Genomic DNA, 23,521 nt, shown 5'->3' on the forward strand with positions numbered 1-23,521 from the left:
TACGTTGGTACGGCACATAAGCAGGGATACAATGCTTACGAAGCAATCAAAAATGCGATCTCAGGCCACCCTGATTTCATCTTTGAATAAGGGTGGTTCTGAATAGTTACAAATATTTATTAAATTGATTAAAAGAGAAAATTCTTCATTGATTCTTGATTTCTCTAAGAATAAAATAAAACAATAGGCAGAAATCATCTGCAGAATTGAGGGGTTAATAGAGACGACAGGAGGACTAGACAAGATGTCGAAATTTTGTGTAAAAAAGCCATATACCGTATTGGTAGGTATCGTGATGGTGCTTGTTCTGGGATTTATCAGTTTCACCAGGATCACGACCGATCTGCTGCCGAGCATCACGTTGCCCTATGTTATGGCGATAACGACTTACCCGGGGGCGACGCCGGAAAAGGTGGAAAACTCTGTGACAGAACCATTGGAGAGTTCGCTCGGTACGGTGAATGGTGTAAAGAATGTGACCAGTAATTCCGCGGAGAATTACAGTCTGGTCATACTGGAATTCGAAGAGGATACGAATATGGACAGCGCGATGGTCAAGCTGTCAACTGCCGTGGAACAGCTGAGCAGCGTCCTCCCGGACGAAGCGGGAACGCCGATGCTGATGGAACTGTCGCCGGATATGATCCCTACGATGACGGTGAGCCTTGATTATGATGGAATGGATGTGAAAGAACTCAGCAAGTTCGCGGAGGACATATTGATTCCTTATCTGGAACGTCAGGACGGCGTGGCGAGCGTGAACAGCACGGGGCTTACCGAGGAAAAAGTAGAGATCCGTCTGAACCAGGCAAAGATCGATCAAGTAAATGACCGCCTTCTGGCGAAAATGGACAGTACTTTTGCCGAGGCTAAGGCGACGCTGGATGAAAAAGAGAGTGAATTAAACGCAGCGAAGGGTGAGATCGCCAGCGGTAAGAAAGAGTTGGAGGGCCAGCAGGATTCCACCTATGATGAACTGGCAATATACAGCCAGCTGATGGATGAAGCGATGGCAACAGCGTCTGCCTATCAGGCGCAGGTGACCGGACTTCAGACCAGCCAGGCGGCGCTTTCGGCAGAAAAGGATGCTTATCATGAGCAGGTCGTCCCGGCATATAATCAGCTGAATGAAGTGGTGGCGCAGGTTGGTGCCATGATGGGAGCTCCGGATCTCAGTATTTCTGCGATTCTTGCCGATGAGAGCCAGACAACCTATCAGCAGGTGAAGATGACTCTGGCAAATATGGCACAGATGCAGCCGGATAATCCGGAGCTTCAGACGATGGTAGAGAATTTCACATGGGAGAATCTTTCCATGATGGAAGAGAAGGTAACGGTACGGCTTCCGCAGATCGATACGGAGCTTGCCAATCTGGATACCGAGATCGCTGCGGCGCAGGCCGTGCTTGCTCAGGTGAACAGTCAGGTCGCTGAAGCAAAGAACAATTACGCTTCCGTGGAGAAAGGAAAGCTTTCCGCTGCAGCTGCATTTGGCGCGGCTTCCGCACAGCTTTCGGCGGGAGAGAGCCAGCTTGCATCGGCACAGGCTCAGCTTGATGAGGCAAGAGAGCAGTATAAGACGGCAAGAGAGACGGCGATGAAGAACGCCAATATTGATGCGCTTGTAGATATGGATACTTTGTCCGGACTGATCTATGCGCAGAATTTCGAAATGCCGGCAGGCTACATAAAGGAAGGCGAGAAACAATTCCTTCTGAAAATCGGTGACAATTTCGACACGCTGGATGAACTCAAGAATACCCTTCTGTGCAGTCTGGACGGAATCGGTGATGTCAGGCTGTCGGACGTGGCGGATGTGACGATGATCGATAATTCCGGCGAAAGTTATGCAAGGATCAACGGAAATGATGCGGTTATGCTGAGTATCATGAAATCATCCACGGCAGGGACCTCGGATGTTTCCAACAATCTGAATGATGTGATAAAGGAACTGGAAGAAACGTATGAGGGACTACATATCACTTCATTGATGGACCAGGGAGATTATATTAAACTGATCATTCAGTCTGTTTTAAAGAATCTGATCTACGGTGCGATTCTGGCAATCATTGTGCTGGCATTGTTCTTGAAGGATGTGAAGCCGACGATCGTGGTTGCGTTCAGTATTCCGCTCAGTGTATTATTTGCGATTGTATTGATGTATTTCTCAAATGTAACACTGAATATTATTTCTCTGTCCGGGTTGGCGCTTGGAGTCGGAATGCTGGTGGATAACTCGATCGTCGTGATTGAAAATATTTACCGGCTCAGAAGTATGGGAGTTCCGGCCCCGAAAGCCGCGGTTCAGGGAGCAAAACAGGTGTCCGGTGCAATTTTTGCTTCAACTTTGACCACTATCTGTGTCTTTCTTCCGATCGTATTTACAAAAGGTATGACCCGGGAACTATTTACGGATATGGGGCTTACCATTGCTTATTCGCTGATCGCCAGCCTGATCGTGGCACTTACCGTTGTGCCGGCCATGAGTTCGACCGTGCTGAAGAAGAGTACTGCGAAAAAGCACCCACTGTTTGATAAAGTGATGATCCTTTATGATAAATCACTTCGTTTCTGTCTGAAATGGAAAATTGTTCCGCTTGGCCTTGCGATTGCGCTCTTGGTCGGCGCCGTATATGGAACCACGAAAATGGGATTGGAGCTGATCCCGAATATGAGCAGCAATACGATCAGCGTTTCTCTGGCAATGAATGAGGAAATGGATCAGGATAACATTTACCGGAACGTCGATGAACTGACAGCACAAATTGCAGATATCGAGGGCGTAGAAACAGTCGGCGCCATGTCGGGAGGAACTGCCATGAGTGTTATGTCGCTGAGTGGCACTTCGACCGGAGAAAAACAAACGCAGTTCACGTTCTATGCACTTTTGGACGAAGAGCATGAAAATGACGGTGATGCGATCGGTAAACAGATCGCAGAGCTTGGAAGCGGTCAGGAAGAAAAATATGAGATGGAGGTCTCTTCGCCCGGAATGGATATGTCCTCTCTCGGAGGAAGCGGAATCGAAATCGATATTCAAGGACAGGATCTGGATACATTCCTTGCCATTAGTGAGGATGTGAAAGGCATGTTGGAACAGGTCGAGGGCCTGGAGGAGATTACGAATGGTCAGGAGGAGCAGGATCCGGGTATCAAGATCGCTCTGGACAAGGATGCTGCCATGAGAAACGGGTTGACGGTTGCACAGATCTATTCCGAACTGGCATCGGCGCTGACTACGGAGAAAACGGCAGCTTCCCTGACTCTGGAGGGAAATGAGTACAGTGTGATCATTGTCGATGAATCGGATATGCTGACGGCGGAAAATCTGATGGACTACACCTTTGAAACGACTTCGAAGGATGAAGAGGGAAATGATGTGACCGAGGAGCACAAGCTGAGCGAGTTTGCCAAAAAGGAAGATGCGAACAGCATTGCTTCGATCCACAGAGAAAATCAGGCAAGACAGATTTCGGTCAGTGCAGTGACGCAGGATGGCTATAATACATCCCTGATCGGAAGAAAAGTCCAGAAGCTTCTGGACGAGTACGATGTGCCGGAAGGATATATCGTAGAGATGGCAGGTGAAGTAGTCAGTGTACAGGATACCATGACGGATCTGATCCAGATGATTGCGCTGGCGGTTGTGTTCATTTATATGATCATGGTTGCACAGTTCCAGAGTCTGTTGTCACCGTTCATCGTAATCTTCACGATCCCGCTGGCATTTACCGGAGGACTTTTGGCACTCTGGGGAACCGGACAGACTCTTTCCATGGTTGCGATGATCGGTTTCCTCGTGCTGGCAGGTGTGGTTGTAAATAATGGTATCGTGTTTGTGGATTATGTGAACCAGCTTCGTCTCTCCGGTATGGAGAAGAAAGAAGCACTGGTGATGACCGGCAAGACCCGTATGCGCCCGATTCTGATGACGGCGATGACGACGATCCTTGCAATGTCAACCATGGCATTCTCGCGGGATATGGCTTCTGCAATCGGAAAGGGAATGGCAACCGTAACGATCGGCGGCCTGGCCTATGCAACCCTGATGACCCTTTATATTGTACCGGTGATGTATGATATTTTCTTCCGCAGAGAACTGAAAGAAATCGATGTGGATTCAGATGTGGATCTGGATGCAGAATCCGCTGTAATATAAAACGCGGCTAAAAAGGTATACTGAAAAAGAGGGATGCCGGATAAAAAACGGCATCTCTCTTTATGATATTCAAGTATTATTTCAGCATTCCCATCAATACCTGGTTGACAAGCTTGCCGTCCGCTTTTCCTTTCACTCTCGGCATCAGCTCTTTCATGATCTTGCCTTTATCTTTACCGGTCGGCTCTGCAATTCCAAGTTCGGAAAGAACAGAAGCGATCACTTCTTTGATCTCGGCTTCGTCCATCATCTTCGGTGCATACTGTTCCAGAACAGCAAGGCGTTTCTCACATTCTTCCTTGATATCGGTACGGTCTTCCGGAGTCATCTCCAGAGTTTCTTTCACCTGTTTGATCTCTTTGAGGATTACCTGAACCTCTTCTTCTTCAGTCAAATCGGCACGTTTGTCGATCGCTTTGTTCTTAAGAGCAGCCAGAAGAGCAGATAAGGTTTCCTTGGTGTCTTTGTCTTTTGCTTTCATTGCAGCGACCATTGCGCTTCTTACTTCATCAATTTTGCTCATGTTACGATCCCTCCATTTATTATATAACCATTATTATACATGAATGTGAAAAAAATACCAGAGGAAATATGCGCGATCATCAAATCATTTGGAGATGATTGACATCCGGGCATTACAACTAATATAATGTAGGAGGGAAAATGTTCCATGATAAGGTATGTCTGAAGCGATCACAGAAGCTTCTATATAATGTATAAAGAGAGGAAAACAAAATGCAAAAGATACTGGATGATGCCGTTCGGGAAGGCAGAGATCTGACGTCGATGGGGAAGACGGCGGATTATATTCCTGAATTGGGAAGAGTCAATAAGGATTATCTTGGGGTATGTGTATTTACAAAAGAAGGAAAACGTTGGCAGAGCGGAGATTCAGATGTAAGATTTACGATCCAGAGTATATCAAAGGTTATTACACTCGCAGTTGCATTGGAGAAATGCGGATTCGAGAAAGTTTTTGCACGTGTCGGGATGGAACCGTCGGGGGACGCATTCAATTCACTGATAAAATTGGATCTGACGAGTGATCATCCTTTTAATCCGATGATCAATTCCGGAGCGATTGCGGTTACGAATTATCTGGTTTCCCTTGTGAACTTTGAAGAAATGCTTGATTTTACAAAGATACTTTGTCTGGACGATAAGATTGTGCTGGATGAGAAGGTATATCAGTCAGAGATGAATCATATTTCAAGAAATAAAGCAATCGCATATTTGCTTGAAAGCAAAGGAATTCTGGAAAACAGTGTTGAGGAGACAATAGACTTTTATGTGAAAATGTGTTCGCTGAGTGTAACAGCGGCAAGTCTGGCAGGCTTCGGCCTTGTATTGGCATCAGATGGGATTCATCCTGTCACAGGGAAAAGGCTGCTCGCCAGCAATGTAGTGAGGACAGTGAAAACGATCATGCTGACTTGTGGGATGTATGACGGTTCCGGGAAATTTGCTGTGGAAGTAGGCGTACCGTCCAAAAGCGGAGTTGGCGGCGGAATTCTGTCGGTTGCGGATAAGCGGATGGGAATCGGAATATTCGGACCTGCACTTGATGAGAAAGGAAACAGTGTCGCGGGGCAGTATGTGCTCAGAGAAATATCGGAGAAACTAAGGCTTCATATGTTTGAGGCGAATCATTTGGTATAAGCGCAAAAAGTGGAATATAGGATAAGGAATTATGGCAGTGTGTGAACTTTGTCCCAGAAGATGCGGGGCGGACAGGGAAAATGGAATAAAGGGTTTCTGCGGTGAAACGTCAGAAATCAGAGTCGCGCGTGCGGCGCTTCATATGTGGGAAGAACCGTGCATTTCCGGAGAAAATGGTTCCGGAACGGTTTTTTTTACCGGCTGCACGCTCCGGTGTGTGTTCTGCCAGAACCACGTCATTTCCGATGGAGAGGTGGGAAAGATCATATCTGTAAGAAGGCTGGCGGACATTTTTCATGAGCTGAATGAGAAGGGAGCAAATAATATCAATCTCGTGACGCCGGGACATTTCGCGCCGCAGATCATCCGGGCACTGGATCTAGCCAAGAATGAGGGGATGAAGCTTCCCATTGTGTGGAATTCCGGCGGGTATGAGCGGCAGGAGACACTGAAAATGCTGGAAGGTTATGTAGACGTGTTTCTGCCGGATTTTAAGTATTTAAATCCATTGCATGCGAAGAAATATTCGATGGCGGAAGACTATCCGGACGTGGCGAAGGCAGCAGTTGCCGAGATGGTAAGACAGGCAGGCTCCCCTGAGTTTGATGAGCGGGGGATCATGAGAAAGGGCGTGATTGTGCGCCATCTGCTCCTGCCGGGATGTCTTGCGGATGCAAAGCGGATCGTGGAATATCTGTATCAGACTTATGGGAACCGGATTTATCTCAGTCTGATGAATCAGTATACTCCGGTGGAGGCACTGGATCAGGAACGCTATCCGGAACTGGCGCGGAAGGTGCCGGATCATGCTTATGAACGGCTGGTGGATTATGCGATCTCGCTGGGGATTGAACAGGCATTTATTCAGGAGGGAGAGACGGCAAAAGAAAGCTTCATCCCTCCATTTACACTGGAAGGGGTATAAAAGAAAGATGAAAAGGCAAGTGAATATGAACGAAATTTCCGATGGGAAATTGTACGGGAGCAATGATATGGTAAAGGCAGATTGCGGCGATTGTGAGGGATGTTCGGCTTGCTGCAGGGGCATGGGGACATCGATCGTACTGGACCCGTTGGATGTCAATCGTCTTGCATGTGGACTTCAGATGACGTTCGAGGAACTGTTGTCCGAAAACGTGGAGTTGAATGTCGTGGACGGCCTGATTCTTCCAAATCTGAAAATGGTGGAAGAAAAATGCGGCTTTCTGAACGAAGAGGGACGCTGCTGCATTCATCCCATCCGTCCGGGAATCTGCCGGCTGTTCCCGCTCGGGCGTTATTATGAAAACGGAGGATTCAGGTATTTTCTTCAGGTGAACGAATGCCGCAAGGAAAACCGTTCCAAGGTCAAAGTGAAAAAATGGATCGATACACCGGATCTGAAATCGTATGAAGCATTCGTAAATGACTGGCATAATTTTCTTCTTGCACTTGAAAAATATGTTTCCGAGAATCCGGAAGAGCAAAAGGCGGTCAGTATGTACATACTGCAGCAATTTTATCTTTCTCCATATGAGGAGGCTGAGAATTTCTATACACAGTTTGCAAAAAGGCTGGCCAGAGGTTATGAAGAACTGGGATTGGAGTAGATATGACAAAAGAAGAATACATGAGAAGAAAGAAAATAGAGCAGCGTAAGCAGCGAAGACGCCGCCGGCGGATCAAAAAAATGATCCGGCTCGGGGTACTGGCCGGAATGCTTCTGATCTTCATCCTGCTTATTGTCGGAGCGGTCAGTCTCGTTCGGTTCCTTTTCTTTCGAGAGGACACAAAAGAAAATCAGGAGAGCCAGCCTGTCGTATCAGAAGAGGTCATTCAAAAAGAGTCTTCCACGATTCTGACGGCGGGTGATATCATGATGCATGATCCAATGCTGGTATCGAATCAGTATCTGCATGAAGACGGCACATATGATTACCATTCCGTTTTCAAATATATAGCCGGTGAGTATGAGGCGGCGGATCTTGCAGTTGTGAATTTCGAGACAACAATTGCGGATGGCGACTACACGGCCTACCCAAGATTCAAATCTCCGGAGGCGATTGCAACAGCACTTTCTGATAATTATGTTGATTTGTGCCTGTTGGCGAATAACCATATTTATGATAATCAGACGACAGGATTGATGCAAACCATTCAGGCGATGGAAGAGAATCATCTGCTTTACACCGGAGTGCGCAAAGATACTTCTGAAAAAAACTATTATGTAACAGAAATTGACGGAATTAAAATCGGAATCTTTAACTATGTATTTGATTCAGGAAGCGTTGATGGTCAGGAGATATCCATCAACTCGATTCCGGTCAGCGATGAAGATGCGCAGCGGATCAATACCTTTAATTACGGAGGGTTGGAACATTATCTTTACAGCGAGATCGAAGAAGGCCTCCAAGAACTGGAAACGCAAGGCGTAGAATACACAATCGCCTATCTGCACTGGGGAACAGAGTACGAAACAACGGAAAATGAACGTCAGCAAAATATTGCAAAAGAGCTTTGTGAACTGGGAATCGATGCGCTGATCGGCGGGCATCCGCATGTGGTACAGCCGGTAGATCTTCTCACAAATGAAGCAGGAACCCATCAGATGGTATGCGTCTACTCTCTGGGAAATCATTTATCAGACCAGAGAAAAGAACGGATTGATTTTGCTCCCGAGGGACATACAGAAGACGGGCTGATGGTGGAACTGATACTTGAAAAATCAGACGATGGTCAGGTTTCCCTTACGGGCATGGAGTTTATACCGACGTGGGTGTACAAGTCAGGCAGCAGCGATAATCCGAATTATTATATCTTACCATTGAATGATATGGAGACTTTGCTGAAAGAGACGGCAGATCTGGGAATCGAGACAGAGGCGAAGCAATCCCTGGCGCGGACTAATGCAATCATTGGAGAAGGAGCGGCAAAGATTGAGGCAGCCCTCCCGATTGCGGCAAAATAGAAAGAGGAGTGATGTCTATGAGACAAATGGAATTCAAAATGGAACGTCCCGGACTTGTGGAGGCAGGTCAGGAGGTAGAAGTCTCGGAAGGAAAAGTTGCAGCATACTTTTACTATACAATCGAGCCGGCTGTAGCGATGAGCGCCAACTTCAGATCCTGGGAACGACTTCAGTCAAAGAAAGGAAAAGTAGTGGATGTGAAGGAGACTCCGCGGGGGTTCTATGTAGTGTGTGAATTTGATGAAGACGAGATAAAATAGAAGGAAGATGGAGCAATTTCACTATTGCTCCATCTGTCTTCCCAAAAAACCGGCTGCGCATAGCGCCATTTTCAATTCTGTGTCACCCAATTTCTTTTTCCCTTCTTTGGCAAGGATTGCGATCGACCCGATGGCATCTCCTTCACAAATGATCGGGCTGATGACCTGACTGTCGTATTCCTCCGGCTGTGCCGTAATGATTCTTGTAAAATTCTTTTCCCCGGCGAAAGAGAGAAACTGCTGACGTTTTGCAATTGCTTCGCTAAGTTGGCGGGAAATCGATTGCTCAAGAAATTCCTTTTTCCCCGGTCCTCCGGCAGCGATTACCTGATCCATATCAGTTACACATACAAGGTATCCCAGCGTCTGTGCCAGACTTTCCGCATATTGTTTTGCAAATGTACTAAGTTCTCCGATTGGAGAATATTTTTTTAAAATGATCTCGCCTTTGCGGTCTGTAAATATTTCCAAAGGGTCGCCTTCCCGAATTCTTAGAGTGCGGCGGATTTCTTTGGGAATTACAACACGCCCGAGGTCATCAATTCGTCTCACAATTCCTGTAGCCTTCATAATAAAAATCCTCCATAAACAGTATCTTTTGAATTTACTTTCCGTTTCTTTCCATAGTATCTGTAAATGAAAGGGAAAATATGCATCAGTTTGACGGAACACTTATTGTGATTCGTTGATCATGATTGCTGTTATATAAGTGAAGAATCTGAAGAAGTGAACAAATAAATGAGATTCAAGAAGAAATTCTCTTGACACAATTTTGTGCATAATCTATAATCAATTATAGATTATCAATAATCTATAATTGATTATTAACAAAAGGCGTCTTGTTCCAGATGAAAAGTCTGGCTGACAAAGGGGAAAGATGTCGAGAAAAGGAGGAAGAGTAAATGAATACTCAAAAACAAAAGTACCCACTGGGGTTCTGGGTATGTTCAACGACGGAGATTTTTGAACGTTTTTCCTACTATTTGGGACGTTCCATCCTGCTGGTGTTCGTGGCGACAGCAGTAGCGCAAGGCGGTCTTGGTCTTTCAGATGGTGTGGCTGCCAATATGCAGTCCAACCTGACAGCATTCTCTTACGGTCTTCCGATCGTGTGTGCCGTAATCTGTGACCGTCTGATCGGTGCAAGGTATACGACACCGATAGGAATGGTGCTTTGTGGTATCGGCTACTGGCTTGGATCTATGGCGACAAACAGTACAATGATGTATGCCATGATCTGGTGCATCAGTATCGGACTTGCGTTCTACAAGACCGGTCCTCTGATTGGACGTATCGTGCCGAAAGATCAGCTGAATGCAGCTTATTCTATCCGCTATGGTCTGGTAAATATCGGTGCATTTGCAGGACCGTTCCTGGTTGGTATTTTGTATCAGGATGTATTTGCTGAAGGGGATGTTCTTGGATTCAGACCATGTTTCAAAGTTGCAGCAGTCCTGATGTTCTTAGGTGCAATCTGGTTTGCGGCAGGTTCACGTTTCATGGGAGAAGCAGGAAAGAAGCCGTTCAAGAAAGAGCAGACGGCAGAGGAACTTGCTCATGAGGCAGAAGTGAAAGCAAAGAACAAAGAAGCAAAGAGTATTCCGTTCACAGGTATAGAGAAGAAGAGAATTGCAGCAATTATCCTTGTTTGTGTATTTGCAATCATTTTCTGGATCTTCTGGTATCTGGCATACCTGCCGGTATACTATCACTGGGGCGAGAATGCGAACTGGGTAGTAGCAGGCTACAATGTTCCTCTCACATGGTTCGATGCGGCGAATGCGTTATTCTGCGTACTTGTTGGTACGTTCGTAACACCTAAGCTCTGGAACTATCTGCAGAGCAGACCGCAGGGTGATGTTAGTATTTATAAGAAATGTGCAATGGGTATCGGAACACTGGGTATCGGTTATCTGTTCTTTGCATTGCTTGAAATTATGCGTGGAGACGGACAGATCAGCTGTTTATGGCTTTTGATTTTTGCATTACTGATCACCTTCGGTGAGATGTTCTTCTCTCCACTGGGTAATGCGTTTATCGCACAGTATGCACCAAGCCGCATTTACTCAACAATGCAGTCTGTATGGGGACTTGCAATCTTCTTCGCAGCGAAGGGATATGGATACCTGTACAATGGCCTGTTCAGCGGTTCATTGAAGTTTACGACAGGATGTTTTATCGTTATAATTGTTTCTGCAATTGCAGTAGCACTCCTGATCCTTCTTGACAAACCGTTGACAGCGCTGGTAGAAAATAAGGATAAATAATAAATAAAATTAAGAGGTGTTGAAAATGAGTATTCCTGAGAGATTAACTAATTTGCGTGCCAAAATGGCGGAAAAAGGTGTCGATGTTTATATCGTTCCGACCGCAGATTTTCATCAGAGTGAGTATGTTGGAGAATATTTCAAAGCGAGAAAATATATTACCGGATTCTCAGGTTCGGCAGGAACAGCAGTCATTACAAAAGATGAAGCTCGTCTTTGGACGGATGGACGTTATTTTATTCAGGCGGCAAGTCAGCTTGAAGGTACAACGGTTGAACTTATGAAAATGGGAGAACCGGGAGTGCCGGAACTTACTGCATATCTGGAAGGCATTCTGAACGAAGGAGATACTCTTGGCTTTGACGGACGAGTAGTCTCTGTAGGAGAAGGAGAAGAATACGCTGCAATTGCCGGGAAAAAGGGAGCAAAGGTAGCTTATCATGATGATCTGATCGACCTGATTTGGGAAGATCGTCCGGAGATGTCTAAAGCACCTGCATTTTCACTTGGAATCGAATATACAGGAGAATCAGCGGCGGACAAATTGGAGAGAACCCGCGAAGAGATGAGAAAAGCCGGAGCAAATGTTCATGTTCTTACAACATTGGATGATATTTGCTGGACTTTGAACATTCGTGGAGATGATATTGAATTTTTCCCGCTGGTTCTTTCTTATGGAATCATCACAATGGACAGCATGGAGCTGTACGTTGATGAGAGCAAACTGGACGATGAAATGAAGGCACAGCTGGCAAAGATCCACGTTAATCTTCATCCATATAACGATATCTATGAGGATATTCGAAAACTGGATGAGAGTAATGTGGTCATGGTTGACCCGAGTAAATTGAACTATGCTCTGTACAATAATATACCTGCTAATGTGAAAAAGGTAGAGGAGAGAAATCCGGCAATTCTTATGAAAGCAATTAAGAATCCGGTTGAAGTGGAAAATATCCGGAAAGCACAGATTAAAGACAGTGTGGCTCACGTAAGATTTATGAAGTGGCTGAAGGAAAACGTAGGTAAAATGGAAATTACCGAGATGAGCGCGCCGGATAAACTGGATGAATTCCGTGCTGAGATGGGTAATTTTATCCGTCCTAGTTTCGAGCCGATTTCTTCTTACGGAGAGCATGGAGCAATCGTTCACTATACATCCTCACCTGAAACAGATGTTGTGCTGAAAGAAGGCGGTCTGTATCTTACCGATACCGGAGCAGGTTTCTGGGAAGGATCCACAGATGTAACAAGAACTTATGCCCTGGGTGAAATTCCTCAGAAGATGAAAGACGACTTTACACTCGTGGCAATCAGTAATCTTCAGCTTGGAAGTGCGAAATTCCTGGAAGGATGTACAGGACTGGTGCTTGATATCTTATCAAGAAAACCATTCTGGGACAGAAATCTGAATTTCAATCATGGAACAGGTCACGGAGTAGGTTATCTGCTGAACATTCACGAAGGCCCGGCAGGTTTCCGCTGGAAATACCGCAAAGGAGAAACAGAGGTGCTTCGCGAAGGTATGGTCATTACGGATGAACCGGGAATTTATATAGAAGGTTCACATGGTATTCGTATAGAAAATGAACTCCTCTGCTGTAAGGGTGAAAAGAACGAATACGGACAGTTTATGTATTTTGATACCATTACATTGATTCCTATCGATTTGGATGCAATTAATCCGGACATTATGAGTGCGGAAGATAAGAAGTTGTTGAATGACTATCACAAAAAAGTTTATGATACAATCTCCCCTTATCTGAATGAAGAAGAAACCCTTTGGCTTGAAAAATATACAAGGGCGGTTTAACATTCAGACAGTCTCAAATGAAAAGTACCGGGGACACCGAAGTAAAACGGTGTTCTCGGTACTTTTTATTATGATCCCGGTTTAATAATATCAAAAGAAAATGGAAAATCATCTTCCGTCAGATCATTCTGCTGAAGCAGCTTGTTGATAAACTGACTATAATGATTGGAAATGGTATTGCAGATTGCCTTACAATCCCGCGTCCTGTAAACGTCGAAGATTTCTTTGTGAGATATATGCTGTCTTTTCGCCAGTGAAGAAGGATTGTCATCATGCTGCGTATAGTAAGAGAAGAATGATACGAAATCCAATGCATTCCATGCATTTTCAAGGTAAGGCATATGAGCTTCGTGAATCAAAATCCTGTGAAATTGATTGTCATAGAAAATCGGTTCGTTAAAATCTGTATCGTCCATATCCCTCATGGCTTCCAACACATCCGACATCTCAGAGAGAGCCTTGTCGGAAATATTGCCCTTACATGCCTGAGCGGCCATGATTTCGTAGGAACCGCGGATCAGCAAGGCTTCGATCACGTCGGAAAGGGAGATGTTTCTGACAGAACACCCTACATTTCTGGTGTATTCTACAAGACCTTCCTGCTCTAATTGTCTGAGAGCTTCACGCACAGGTCCGTGGCTTACACCAAACTGAGTTGCAAGCTCGGATTCTGTCATGCGCATGCCCGGTTCAAGTTCGTGATGTAGTATTTTTTTACGAATCGCATCTGCGACTTGTTCGCGTAATGTTTTATGGTGAATCATGTTTTTCATTCTATCTTGCCCTTCTAAAAAATATAAGATAAAACTATTGTACCATAAGAAATATATAGAATAAATGTTTTTTCTGTTTTTTATGAGAAATTATGCGAATTATATTATAAATATGCATATAAGGGTTTGTTACTTCGCATACTTAATTATTATTTGACGCGCGTCAAATAATAATCATTGCGTACTGTGTTCGTTCATAATTAGTTTTACAGGATGCTGTTTTAATACTTTTGCCAGTTCTTGTGAGTCATTTACAGTTTCCTGAATTATAATTCCACCATAACCAACCTGCAGCAGGTTATGGCAGTCACTGCCTGAGATCAGCTTTAAATCAGGATATGATTGAAGCCATGTATCCAATTTCTCGTTGTTATTTCCACTGTTTGGACGCTGATTGTATTCGACACCATCTAAATAATCGGGATTGCGGGGAATGCATGGAGTTCTGAAGGGATGAGCCTGATACAATACTGCTCCATATGAATGACAAAGTTCATATAGTTCTTTTTGACTCATAAAACAAAGATCAGGGTTTTGAAATAAGAAATCTTCATCGATTCCATAAATTAAAAAATCTTCTTCATTCGGCTCCAGGCGTATTTCTATTCCGAGCATGACTTTTATGCGATTCTCTGATGCCACTGATTTTGCTTTTCGATATCCCAATAAATATCTTTCGATTTTAGCTTTTTCTGTATTTCCAAAATGGATCAGAAGGTTATTGTCAAAATGATTGGTTATTACGATGGCATCGTAACCGGCTTTATTGTATGCTTTCACAATACTTTCCGCATCAGTTTCGGCACAGGGACTTCCCTCACTGGTATGGACATGCATTTCTATTTTCATAGTGTACCTCCTTTATACAGTCTGATATGATATTTCATAGAATAATCATACCATTTTGGGTTACGGGCTACTTGCCCAAAAGAAACACGATCTTTAACGTTACTATAAATATAAACGACAGCATCAACAAATCTAAAGAAAACTTGAGATTAATTCTATTATATCCAATTCAAGGAAGAAAGGAAATGGAGTTATAGAAAAAATGCAAAATATGCATATGGCAATCGAATCAAAATGCCCATTCCTATCTTGCCCGGTTTGTGGTATCATAGAACACGGATTCACAGAAAAAGAACATAATCAATACAGAGTCTGGAAAAATGAGGTTGAGAGGAGAGAGAGAAGACTATGAGATCTCTTATGGTATATTTGAAAAACTATAAGAAGGAAACGGTTCTGGCGCCTTTGTTCAAGATGCTGGAAGCGTTATTTGATTTGTTTGTGCCGCTTGTCATGGCTGCGGTGATCGACAATGGAATCGCCAGAAGTGATCAGAGCTACATCGTCCGCATGTGTCTGATTCTGATCGCGCTTGGAATTATCGGACTTACCTGTTCGATCACGGCGCAGTATTTCGCGGCGAAGGCGGCAACCGGATTTGCGGCGGAGGTGAGACATGCATTATTTGCGCATGTACAGAAATTTACATTTTCGGAGATGGATACGATTGGGACATCGACCTTGATCACCCGGATGACGAGTGATCTGAATCAGGTGCAGTCCGGGCTGAATCTGACGCTTCGTCTGCTGCTTCGTTCCCCGTTCATCGTCTTCGGGGCGATGGTCATGGCGTTTATGATCGATATCAAAGCGGCTCTTGTGTTTGTGGTGGCGATTCCGCTGCTTGCTGTGATTGTATTTTCCATCATGCTGATGACGATGCCGCTCTATAAAAAGGTGCAGGCGCATCTGGATCAGGTGCTTCTGGTGACGAGAGAAAATCTGACGGGTGCGAGAGTGATCCGGGCATTTAACAAAGAAGAGGATGAAAAATGCCGGTTTGAGGAGAATAATCTGCTTCTTACCAAGGCGCAGAAGTTTGTCGGAAGTATTTCGGGACTAATGAATCCGCTTACTTATATTGTGATCAACGGAGCGGTGATCGTGCTTATTTATACCGGTGCGGTTCGGGTCAATATAGGGGAACTGACGCAGGGGCAGGTTGTTGCGCTGCTCAACTATATGTCCCAGATTCTGGTGGAACTGGTGAAGCTTGCGAATCTGATCATTTCGATTACGAAGGCGCTGGCGTGTGCAAACCGGATCCAGAGTGTGTTTGAGGAGAAGCCGGATATGCAGGACGGAACGCTTGTGTGGAAGGCGGATCCGGATAGGAAGCAGATCCCGAGAGTGGAATTTGAGCATGTTTCACTTACGTACCAGGGTGCAGGTGCGGAGTCTTTAAGTGATATTTCTTTTAAAGCATATCAGGGACAGACGATCGGAATTATCGGAGGTACCGGTTCCGGTAAATCGTCTCTGGTAAATCTGATCCCTCGGTTTTATGATGCGACACAGGGTGAGATCCGCATCGACGGGCGGAATGTAAAAGAGTATCAGATGGATTCCCTGCGGGAACGGGTCGGAATGGTTCTACAGAAAGCAGTTCTGTTCAAAGGGACGATCGGAGCGAACATCCGCTGGGGAAAAGAAGATGCAACCGATGCGGAGATCGAAGAAGCACTTGAGATTTCGCAGGCGAAGGAATTTGTGGATTCGAAAAAGGATGGACTGAATTTTAAAATCGAGCAGAGTGGGCGGAATCTTTCCGGCGGTCAGAAACAGCGTCTGACGATAGCAAGAGCACTGGTGAAGAAGCCGGAGATCCTGATTCTGGACGACAGTGCGTCGGCGCTGGATTTTGCGACGGATGCGAAATTGAGAAAGGCGATCCGGGAAATGAAAGAGCAGCCTACGGTGTTCATTGTATCTCAGAGAGCGTCTTCCATCCAGTATGCGGATCAGATCCTGGTACTGGATGACGGAGAGCTGGCAGGCGCCGGAACCCACAGGGAGCTTCTGGAGAATTGTCCTGCTTATCAGGAAATCTATTATTCACAGTTCCCGAAGGAGAAGGAGGCGTAAGCAAGTGGAAGATAAGAAGAAAAAACAGTCGGAAACATTGAAAAAAGTATTTCATTATCTTGGAAAATACCGGATTTTCGTTGTGATCTCCATTTTCCTTGCTGCCGTGACCGTCGCACTGACTCTTTATATTCCGAAGCTGACCGGCAGGGCGGTGGACTATATTGTAACCAAAGGGCAGGTTAATTTTACAGGCGTTTTCCAGGTGATGCTGCAGATCGGTATCTGCGTACTGATCACGGCACTGGCGCAGTGGATCATGAGTATCTGCAATAATAAGATGACATATCAGGTGGTTCAGGATATTCGAAATGAAGCGTTTAAGAAAATTGAGATTCTTCCGTTGAAATATATTGACGGGCATGCTTACGGTGAAATTGTAAGCCGGGTCATTGCCGACGTGGATCAGTTTGCAGACGGGCTTTTGATGGGATTTACACAGTTATTTACCGGAGTGGCAACAATCATCGGAACTTTGGGATTCATGCTTTCCGTGAATGTGAAGATCACGTTGGTGGTTGTGCTGATTACGCCGGTCTCCTTCCTGGTGGCGAATTTTATCGCGAGGCGGACCTTTACCATGTTCAAGCTTCAGTCTGAGACGAGAGGTGAACAGACGGGGCTGATCGATGAGATGATCGGGAATCAGAAAGTGGTACAGGCCTTTGGACAGGGTGATAAGGTAGTCGAACAGTTTGACGAGATCAACGAAAGGTTGAAAGACTGCTCGTTGAAGGCGACATTTTTCTCGTCCATCACGAATCCGGCAACCAGATTTGTAAACAGCCTGGTGTATACAGGGGTAGGAATTACGGGAGCATTTGCGGTACTGAACGGGTCGCTTACGGTCGGTCAGTTGTCCTGCTTCCTCAGTTATGCGAACCAGTATACGAAACCGTTCAATGAGATATCCGGAGTTATCACAGAACTGCAGAATGCGATCGCCTGTGCTCAGAGAATCTTTGATCTCATTGAGGAAGAACCGCAGATTCTGGAAAAGGAACACGCGGATGCACTTACGGATATCAAGGGAAATGTTTGTCTTGAAGATGTGTCGTTTTCCTATCTGCCGGAGCAGAAGTTGATTGAACATTTCAGCCTGAAGGTAAAGCCGGGACAGAAAGTGGCGATCGTGGGGCCGACCGGGTGCGGGAAGACTACGCTGATCAATCTGCTGATGCGTTTCTATGATGTGACCGGAGGAAAAATCTGTGTGGAAGGCGAGGATATCCGGGAAGTGACCAGAAGGAGCCTTAGAGCGGGATACGGTATGGTGCTTCAGGATACCTGGCTGAAGACCGGCACGATTCGTGATAATATTGTCATGGGAAAACCGGATGCAACGGAGGAAGAAATCATTGAGGCGGCTAAAGCATCTCATGCGCACAGCTTCATCAAACGTCTGCCGAAGGGGTATGATACCTGGATTACGGAGGACGGCGGAAGTCTGTCACAAGGGCAGAAGCAGCTGCTCTGTATCACCCGTGTCATGCTGTGCAGACCGCCGATGCTGATTCTGGACGAGGCGACATCTTCCATTGATACAAGAACCGAAGTGCAGATCCAGAAGGCATTTGCGCGTCTGATGGAGGGAAGGACCAGTTTCATCGTTGCGCACAGACTGTCCACGATCCGTGAAGCGGATGTGATTCTGGTCATGAGGGACGGTAAGATCGTAGAGCAGGGAAATCATGAAGAACTGATCCAAAAAGGTGGATTTTATCATCAGTTGTATTATAGTCAGTTTGCAGGAGTATAGAAGAAATGAAAAAAGAGGAAACCTTGATCTTAGCGGAAGGTTTCCTCTTTTTGAATGAAATATATTGGATAAAGTATCCAAAGTGTTGACACACACTATCCTCTGTATGATAAAATAAGGTCAAATTATGTAATTGGATCAGGATCTCAGTGATTCGAAAAATGGATCCATGATCGTCTGTGCATATTCCAGAAGGGAATAACGCTGCTGCTGAAGACACCAGTTATAGGTAAGACCGATCTGGAAACCACAGATCATGTTTGCCAGAGTGGTATAAGAATGGGGCGAGGTGATCTCGCCGGATTCCAGTCCGTCTTTCACCAGGGAACGCATGATCTGATAATATTTTCTGTCAGGATTCAGAATATGGCGCATTCCACTTGTCATGACCTGGAGTCCGTAAAGGGTAGGATAAAAACTTCGATATGGGGAATCCTCAACGGAACGCATAACGAATACATTAAATATTTTCAGTTTTTCCACGGAATGAAGAGAGGAATCCAGATTTTGCTTCTGCCAGTCTTCGTAGATTATGTCATAAGTATAAGCGACCGAAAAAAGAAGTTCTTCTTTTCCGTGAAAGTGATGATAAAAGGCGCTGCGTGAGGTCCCGGATTTCTCGATAATCTGTGAAATGGTTGTTTCTTCGTAGCCCTGTTCATAGAAAAGCTCCCACGCAGCCTGCATAATTTTTTCTTTTGTTTTACTTTTGTACGGTTTTCTCATAATACGTCTCTCTTTTGTAAAGAATTGGATGCTAATTCGAAAGTAAAAATATTAGCTTCCATATCATAACATAGTAAAAACGCAAATTTCAAGTTAATTGGCAAAAATGCACAAAAACAGTGGTAAAAAAAGGCTTTACTTGACTTAATTTCATATCTCTGTTACAATGATAAAATCAAAAAAGAGAACGCAGTACGGAATTTGGTACTATTTTGACTGCGAGGAGGTTGCGGGATGAAGAGATTGAGGTTGGAGCATTCCATGGAATGGAAGGAGAAACAGCTAGCCATTGAGGCAGCATTGCTTTATGGATTCCAGACGGAGACAGCAGAATTTCCGATAGCGGCACTGGACGGAGAAATCGAGGTTCCGGGAACCGAAGACGAACTGACCGCTTTATGGAGACTGGAAGCCAAAGCAGCACCGGAAGGATATCTGCCGGCAAAGAAAGAAGGACCGATTTTTGATACTGATTTCCGAAAGAAGAAAGGTCTTGAGACTCTGTTTGGAACCGGGGAGTTCCTGAAAGATGAGGATTATGACTTTCTGCCGGACAAGTTGGATGTTCGGATAATCCTGCCCAAGGAAGCGGATCTGTCTATGATCACGGCGGCGTGTAACATTGCATTTCGTCTGGGAATGGAGACCACTGCCTATGAGGGCAAGATCCTTGCAGATGAGACCTATCAGGGGAATGCGATCGTGTTTGAAGATGCCAAGAGTGCAGAGATGGCAGTGGAGCAGGAAGAGAATGCGGTTCGCCTGTATGTAAGAGGACGCGGCGAAGAACTGGAGAAGCTGTCCGCCCTTGTCTGTGAGAAATTCCCGGTTGTCGATGCATGGAGAAGCTGGCGGGATGTGCTGATGGATATGGCGGATGATTTCGCTTTGAGAAATGCAGACGGACAGCTCGCCTATCTGAGCGCGTATGAGCAGACGGAGCCGGGAGCATATGAACTGTATGGATCTCCGGAGATTACCGATCAACAGAAAGAACAATTCCCGGATTCTGTATTTTACAATTATAAATCCGGCCGCAAGGTCTATGAAAAAGTATATGAGCTTCCGTGGGAAGTGGATACATTTACACAGGTTCTGGAAGAGAAGATCTATCCATGCATCGGATGCGGAGATCGGGTCAGAATCGAAGGCGCGCTCAGTGAGGACAAAAAAGTGCGCAGCAGGATCGTTGCAGATGTAGCGAAACATCTTGAAGAAAAAGGAGCAGTGCTGGAACAGGCGCAGCTGATCTGTGCTTACAAGCAGGGATTTTCGTGGATGGAAGAAGTTGTCATTCCGGAAGCTGCAAAGGTAGATACGACAAAGGTTGAGATTTATTTCAAACCGTTTCTTCCGGAAGGGCAGACCGAGTGGCTTGATGAGAACGGTGCAACACCGTCTTATCATAATTTGAAGGCCGATAATCCGGATAAATGGTATGACCTTCCGATCCGCTATTTGCAGGAGCTTTATCCGATTGAGGATATCATCACAGAAAAACTGGGAATCGCACGTGAGGATGTGGTGTTCCTTCCGTACGAAGGTGATGAGAATATCACCTATCTCTGCCGTGTTGCTGCGGGAGAAGAAAGTCGTGAATTCCGGTATCTGGTACATTATGAGGAACGTCCGTATATGGATGAATATCCGCAGATGGGAAAGGTTCATCCGGCGACCGGTTATGTCCGGGTGTGGGTAAATGGAGAAGAAAAGCTTTCCGAAGAGATCAAGACAGATCTGGAAGAAGTTTGGGATATCTATCAGGCAGAAGTGCTGCCTGACTGCCGCAGATATATCGAGAAGAAGACTGGCGGAGAAATCCGTTCTGATCTGCAGCCGTTCTTCCATAAACTTTCGCTGGATGTTACGGTAAGTGAGCCGGATTACAGAACCGGGAGCAGAGAAGATCTGATTTCCTCTCTGGATGCGCTGCATGAAGATATGTATTTTGTCGGAAGTGACTATTTTAAGAATTACGGCGTACAAAGAGCAGATGTCATGCTGGATGCACCGGGACTGATCCTTCCTGAGATCCATAACCGGGAAGGAGCACCGGTATTTAAAGTGACGCTTTATGAGCAGCTGCGGGAATCGGCCTGCATTCTGTGTGAAGGTAATGAAGTGGTTTCACAGAAGAACAGAGAAGATGTACAGGTATGGGCAGAACGTATACGGATGTGCGGAGACCGGTTGGAACTTTTGATTCGAACAGAAGGCGTTCCGGAAATGGTACTTTCTGCTTATGCCGAGCTTTTTGATAAAGGCATTCTTGATCTTGCGAATCGTTTGGATCCATGTTATTGTATTGTACTCCGGGATGAAAACGGACACAGCTACGAAGCGGCAGTCCCTGAAAAAAAAGACCGCCCGGTGAAGAAGATTACCGAGATTGACCTGCATGAACAGGAACTGATTGGTTATGATACCTATTGTGAGATTATTGAAGAATTAAAGCAGGTAGAAGGAATCGAAGTGTTCCGTACAGCGGTATCTTATGCCGGAAGAGAAGTATATGCGATCTGGCTTAAACCAGAGTACAAGGGATATCTGTCTATGACGAAGCGGCTGACCAGATGCCCGAGTGAGGTTATCAATGCCCGCCATCATGCAAACGAGGTGTCCAGTACGAATGCTTCCCTGATTCTTTTGAAGAAACTGTTGACGGAAGATATTTACAGGGATCTTCCCGAGAAGCTGAACCTGGTACTTGTTCCGATGGAAAATGTGGATGGCGCTGCAATTCATTACGAGCTTCAGAAGGAACATCCAAACTGGAAACTGCATGTGGCAAGATTTAATTCAATTGGTAAAGAATTTTATTATGAGCATTTCCGCCCGGATACGATACATAGTGAAGCGATGGGACTGACACGGTTGTTTGAAAAATTTGTGCCGGATATGATCGTAGATAATCACGGTGTACCGAGCCATGAGTGGGAACAGCAGTTTTCAGGTTATACTTCACCTTCCTACAAAGGATTCTGGCTTCCGAGATCTCTGCTGTATGGATATTTCTGGTATGTTACCAATCCGGAATACAAGGATAATTATCCAGTGAACAAAGAGATGGAAGATGTGATCGCAGACAAGATTGCCGAGGATGAAGAGATGACGAGATGGAATCTCGAGTGGAGTGCGCAGTTTGAAAAATATGCACATGCATGGATGCCGAAGCTTTTCCCGGCAAATTACTATAAAAATATGATCAATTACTGGATCCCGTTTGCGTCGGATCCGACTCATCGGTATCCGTCGATCCGTTTCCCATGGATCACCACGGTTGCCTACACAAGTGAAGTGGCGGATGAGACGGCACAGGGAGAATACTTGAATTTATGCGCCCGGGCTCATGTGGCTCATGACGAAGCGACACTGCAGATGCTTATGAAGGCAGAGAATGTCTTCGACTGTGATTGCGGCTTACGTGATAATGCGGTTTTTGCCAGATACTGTCGATTACGGCCAATGATTGTCGGCGGATCTGGAAAAAATAAATAAAATATATTCTAAAGGAGGAGATTTCTATGGAACTCATCAAATTACTTGGCGTTTTAATCGTAATTGTAGGATTTGCGCTGAAACTGGATTCAATCCTCATTATTTTCCTTGCACTGATCACAACAGGTCTTGTGGGCGGTCTTGGAATCGGTGGACTTTTGGAAACAATTGGAACAAACTTTGTTGCCAACAGAAGTATGGCAATTTTCATCATGATTCTTCTGGTAACCGGTGTACTGGAGAGAAACGGACTACGTGAGGCAGCTGCAGACCTGATTAAGAAGGTGAAAGGTGCTACTGCAGGTAAGGTTGTTGCTGCATACGGTATCATGCGTGGTATCTTCGGAGCGTTCAACGTAGGATTCGGTGGTGTTGCCGGATTCATCCGTCCGGTTGTTCTTCCAATGGCAGAAGCTGCGATTGAAAATGGCGGAAACAAAGCAACAGAGGAACATATTGAAGATGTAAAAGGTATGGCATCTGCAATGGAAAACGTTACATGGTTCTTCTTCCAGGTGCTCTTTGTAGGTGGAGCCGGCGGTATTCTTGTACAGACTACATTAGCCGGACTCGGATACGAAGTAGAACTGATCGATCTAGCTGTAACAGAAATTCCGGTTGCAATCTTTGCTTTGATCCTTGCATGTGCATTTGTAGTGATCAAGGATAAGAAAATGCAGCAGAAATACTATGGCAATTCAGCAAAGACAACAAAGAAATAGGGAG

The 23,521-nt window shown here is 45.3% G+C and carries 17 protein-coding genes; 12 read left to right on the top strand and 5 right to left on the bottom strand.

The window, feature by feature from the left end:
- Positions 1 to 244: 244 nt before the first annotated feature.
- Positions 245 to 4,159, top strand: coding sequence for an efflux RND transporter permease subunit (locus tag ACTNBR_RS08585; RefSeq protein ID WP_441017779.1), 3,915 nt, complete (start codon positions 245 to 247; stop codon positions 4,157 to 4,159).
- Positions 4,160 to 4,235: 76 nt separating this feature from the next.
- Here the strand turns inward: ACTNBR_RS08585 and ACTNBR_RS08590 are convergent, their stop codons facing one another.
- On the bottom strand, positions 4,236 to 4,682 hold the full coding sequence (locus ACTNBR_RS08590) for a GatB/YqeY domain-containing protein (RefSeq protein ID WP_427807118.1): 447 nt from the start codon (positions 4,680 to 4,682) through the stop codon (positions 4,236 to 4,238).
- A 212-nt stretch (positions 4,683 to 4,894) separates the two neighbouring features.
- On the opposite strand from ACTNBR_RS08590, the gene glsA reads away from it, so the two are divergent.
- Genes glsA through ACTNBR_RS08615 form a run of 5 tightly spaced genes read left to right on the top strand, consistent with a single transcriptional unit; the run spans position 4,895 to position 9,025 of the window.
- The gene (glsA, locus tag ACTNBR_RS08595) at positions 4,895 to 5,818 is read left to right on the top strand and encodes a glutaminase A (RefSeq protein ID WP_427807119.1); all 924 of its coding nucleotides are present in this window, start codon (positions 4,895 to 4,897) and stop codon (positions 5,816 to 5,818) included.
- 31 nt (positions 5,819 to 5,849) lie between these two features.
- On the top strand, positions 5,850 to 6,743 hold the full coding sequence (locus ACTNBR_RS08600; protein WP_427807121.1) for a radical SAM protein: 894 nt from the start codon (positions 5,850 to 5,852) through the stop codon (positions 6,741 to 6,743).
- Positions 6,744 to 6,750: 7 nt separating this feature from the next.
- Complete coding sequence (locus ACTNBR_RS08605) at positions 6,751 to 7,407, top strand: YkgJ family cysteine cluster protein (RefSeq protein ID WP_427807122.1); 657 nt, start codon at positions 6,751 to 6,753, stop codon at positions 7,405 to 7,407.
- A 2-nt stretch (positions 7,408 to 7,409) separates the two neighbouring features.
- Positions 7,410 to 8,765: a CapA family protein gene (locus tag ACTNBR_RS08610; protein WP_427819890.1), complete on the top strand. Its 1,356-nt coding sequence runs from the start codon at positions 7,410 to 7,412 to the stop codon at positions 8,763 to 8,765.
- A 17-nt stretch (positions 8,766 to 8,782) separates the two neighbouring features.
- Positions 8,783 to 9,025: a hypothetical protein gene (locus ACTNBR_RS08615; protein ID WP_427807124.1), complete on the top strand. Its 243-nt coding sequence runs from the start codon at positions 8,783 to 8,785 to the stop codon at positions 9,023 to 9,025.
- A gap of 21 nt (positions 9,026 to 9,046) precedes the next feature.
- Here ACTNBR_RS08615 and spoVT read toward each other — a convergent pair whose 3' ends face one another.
- Positions 9,047 to 9,595 (bottom strand): stage V sporulation protein T, encoded by a 549-nt coding sequence (spoVT, locus tag ACTNBR_RS08620; protein WP_427807126.1) that lies wholly within the window; start codon positions 9,593 to 9,595, stop codon positions 9,047 to 9,049.
- A 332-nt stretch (positions 9,596 to 9,927) separates the two neighbouring features.
- Here spoVT and ACTNBR_RS08625 point away from each other — a divergent pair, with 332 nt between their 5' ends.
- Positions 9,928 to 11,292, top strand: a complete 1,365-nt coding sequence (locus ACTNBR_RS08625) for a peptide MFS transporter (RefSeq protein WP_427807127.1) — start codon at positions 9,928 to 9,930, stop codon at positions 11,290 to 11,292.
- Positions 11,293 to 11,317: 25 nt separating this feature from the next.
- A complete protein-coding gene (locus ACTNBR_RS08630) occupies positions 11,318 to 13,105 on the top strand; it encodes an aminopeptidase P family N-terminal domain-containing protein (protein WP_427807128.1) in 1,788 nt (595 codons plus the stop codon).
- A gap of 68 nt (positions 13,106 to 13,173) precedes the next feature.
- On the opposite strand, the gene ACTNBR_RS08635 is transcribed toward ACTNBR_RS08630, so the two are convergent.
- Positions 13,174 to 13,878 carry a GntR family transcriptional regulator gene (locus tag ACTNBR_RS08635; protein ID WP_427807129.1) on the bottom strand — a complete coding sequence of 235 codons (705 nt, stop codon included), beginning with the start codon at positions 13,876 to 13,878 and terminating at the stop codon, positions 13,174 to 13,176.
- A 174-nt stretch (positions 13,879 to 14,052) separates the two neighbouring features.
- Positions 14,053 to 14,727 carry a PHP domain-containing protein gene (locus ACTNBR_RS08640; RefSeq protein ID WP_427807130.1) on the bottom strand — a complete coding sequence of 225 codons (675 nt, stop codon included), beginning with the start codon at positions 14,725 to 14,727 and terminating at the stop codon, positions 14,053 to 14,055.
- Between the two features lie 348 nt (positions 14,728 to 15,075).
- Between ACTNBR_RS08640 and ACTNBR_RS08645 the strand changes: the two genes are divergently transcribed.
- Positions 15,076 to 16,812, top strand: a complete 1,737-nt coding sequence (locus ACTNBR_RS08645) for an ABC transporter ATP-binding protein (RefSeq protein WP_427807132.1) — start codon at positions 15,076 to 15,078, stop codon at positions 16,810 to 16,812.
- A 4-nt stretch (positions 16,813 to 16,816) separates the two neighbouring features.
- Complete coding sequence (locus ACTNBR_RS08650; protein WP_441017777.1) at positions 16,817 to 18,571, top strand: ABC transporter ATP-binding protein; 1,755 nt, start codon at positions 16,817 to 16,819, stop codon at positions 18,569 to 18,571.
- Positions 18,572 to 18,709: 138 nt separating this feature from the next.
- On the opposite strand, the gene ACTNBR_RS08655 is transcribed toward ACTNBR_RS08650, so the two are convergent.
- Positions 18,710 to 19,297, bottom strand: coding sequence for a TetR/AcrR family transcriptional regulator (locus ACTNBR_RS08655; RefSeq protein ID WP_441017775.1), 588 nt, complete (start codon positions 19,295 to 19,297; stop codon positions 18,710 to 18,712).
- A 234-nt stretch (positions 19,298 to 19,531) separates the two neighbouring features.
- Between ACTNBR_RS08655 and ACTNBR_RS08660 the strand changes: the two genes are divergently transcribed.
- Both ACTNBR_RS08660 and ACTNBR_RS08665 read left to right on the top strand, forming a co-directional pair.
- A complete protein-coding gene (locus ACTNBR_RS08660) occupies positions 19,532 to 22,795 on the top strand; it encodes a M14 family metallopeptidase (RefSeq protein ID WP_441017773.1) in 3,264 nt (1,087 codons plus the stop codon).
- A gap of 26 nt (positions 22,796 to 22,821) precedes the next feature.
- Entirely contained in the window at positions 22,822 to 23,517 is a 696-nt protein-coding gene (locus tag ACTNBR_RS08665; RefSeq protein ID WP_427819880.1) for a 5-oxoproline transporter, DUF969 family subunit, read from the top strand.
- Positions 23,518 to 23,521 lie beyond the last annotated feature (4 nt).

Origin of the sequence: Bariatricus sp. HCP28S3_F11, assembly GCF_052065395.1 — a bacterium.
In the GTDB taxonomy this organism is placed as follows: domain Bacteria; phylum Bacillota; class Clostridia; order Lachnospirales; family Lachnospiraceae; genus Allocoprococcus.

Coding starts and splice junctions, on each gene's coding strand:
- ACTNBR_RS08640 (WP_427807130.1), bottom strand. CDS start 14,727: ATGAAAATAGAAATGCATGTCCATACCAGTGAGGGAAGTCCCTGTGCC.
- spoVT (WP_427807126.1), bottom strand. CDS start 9,595: ATGAAGGCTACAGGAATTGTGAGACGAATTGATGACCTCGGGCGTGTT.
- ACTNBR_RS08615 (WP_427807124.1), top strand. CDS start 8,783: ATGAGACAAATGGAATTCAAAATGGAACGTCCCGGACTTGTGGAGGCA.
- ACTNBR_RS08605 (WP_427807122.1), top strand. CDS start 6,751: ATGAAAAGGCAAGTGAATATGAACGAAATTTCCGATGGGAAATTGTAC.
- ACTNBR_RS08660 (WP_441017773.1), top strand. CDS start 19,532: ATGAAGAGATTGAGGTTGGAGCATTCCATGGAATGGAAGGAGAAACAG.
- ACTNBR_RS08665 (WP_427819880.1), top strand. CDS start 22,822: ATGGAACTCATCAAATTACTTGGCGTTTTAATCGTAATTGTAGGATTT.
- ACTNBR_RS08590 (WP_427807118.1), bottom strand. CDS start 4,682: ATGAGCAAAATTGATGAAGTAAGAAGCGCAATGGTCGCTGCAATGAAA.
- ACTNBR_RS08630 (WP_427807128.1), top strand. CDS start 11,318: ATGAGTATTCCTGAGAGATTAACTAATTTGCGTGCCAAAATGGCGGAA.
- ACTNBR_RS08655 (WP_441017775.1), bottom strand. CDS start 19,297: ATGAGAAAACCGTACAAAAGTAAAACAAAAGAAAAAATTATGCAGGCT.
- ACTNBR_RS08635 (WP_427807129.1), bottom strand. CDS start 13,878: ATGAAAAACATGATTCACCATAAAACATTACGCGAACAAGTCGCAGAT.
- ACTNBR_RS08645 (WP_427807132.1), top strand. CDS start 15,076: ATGAGATCTCTTATGGTATATTTGAAAAACTATAAGAAGGAAACGGTT.
- ACTNBR_RS08610 (WP_427819890.1), top strand. CDS start 7,410: ATGACAAAAGAAGAATACATGAGAAGAAAGAAAATAGAGCAGCGTAAG.
- ACTNBR_RS08600 (WP_427807121.1), top strand. CDS start 5,850: ATGGCAGTGTGTGAACTTTGTCCCAGAAGATGCGGGGCGGACAGGGAA.
- ACTNBR_RS08625 (WP_427807127.1), top strand. CDS start 9,928: ATGAATACTCAAAAACAAAAGTACCCACTGGGGTTCTGGGTATGTTCA.
- glsA (WP_427807119.1), top strand. CDS start 4,895: ATGCAAAAGATACTGGATGATGCCGTTCGGGAAGGCAGAGATCTGACG.
- ACTNBR_RS08585 (WP_441017779.1), top strand. CDS start 245: ATGTCGAAATTTTGTGTAAAAAAGCCATATACCGTATTGGTAGGTATC.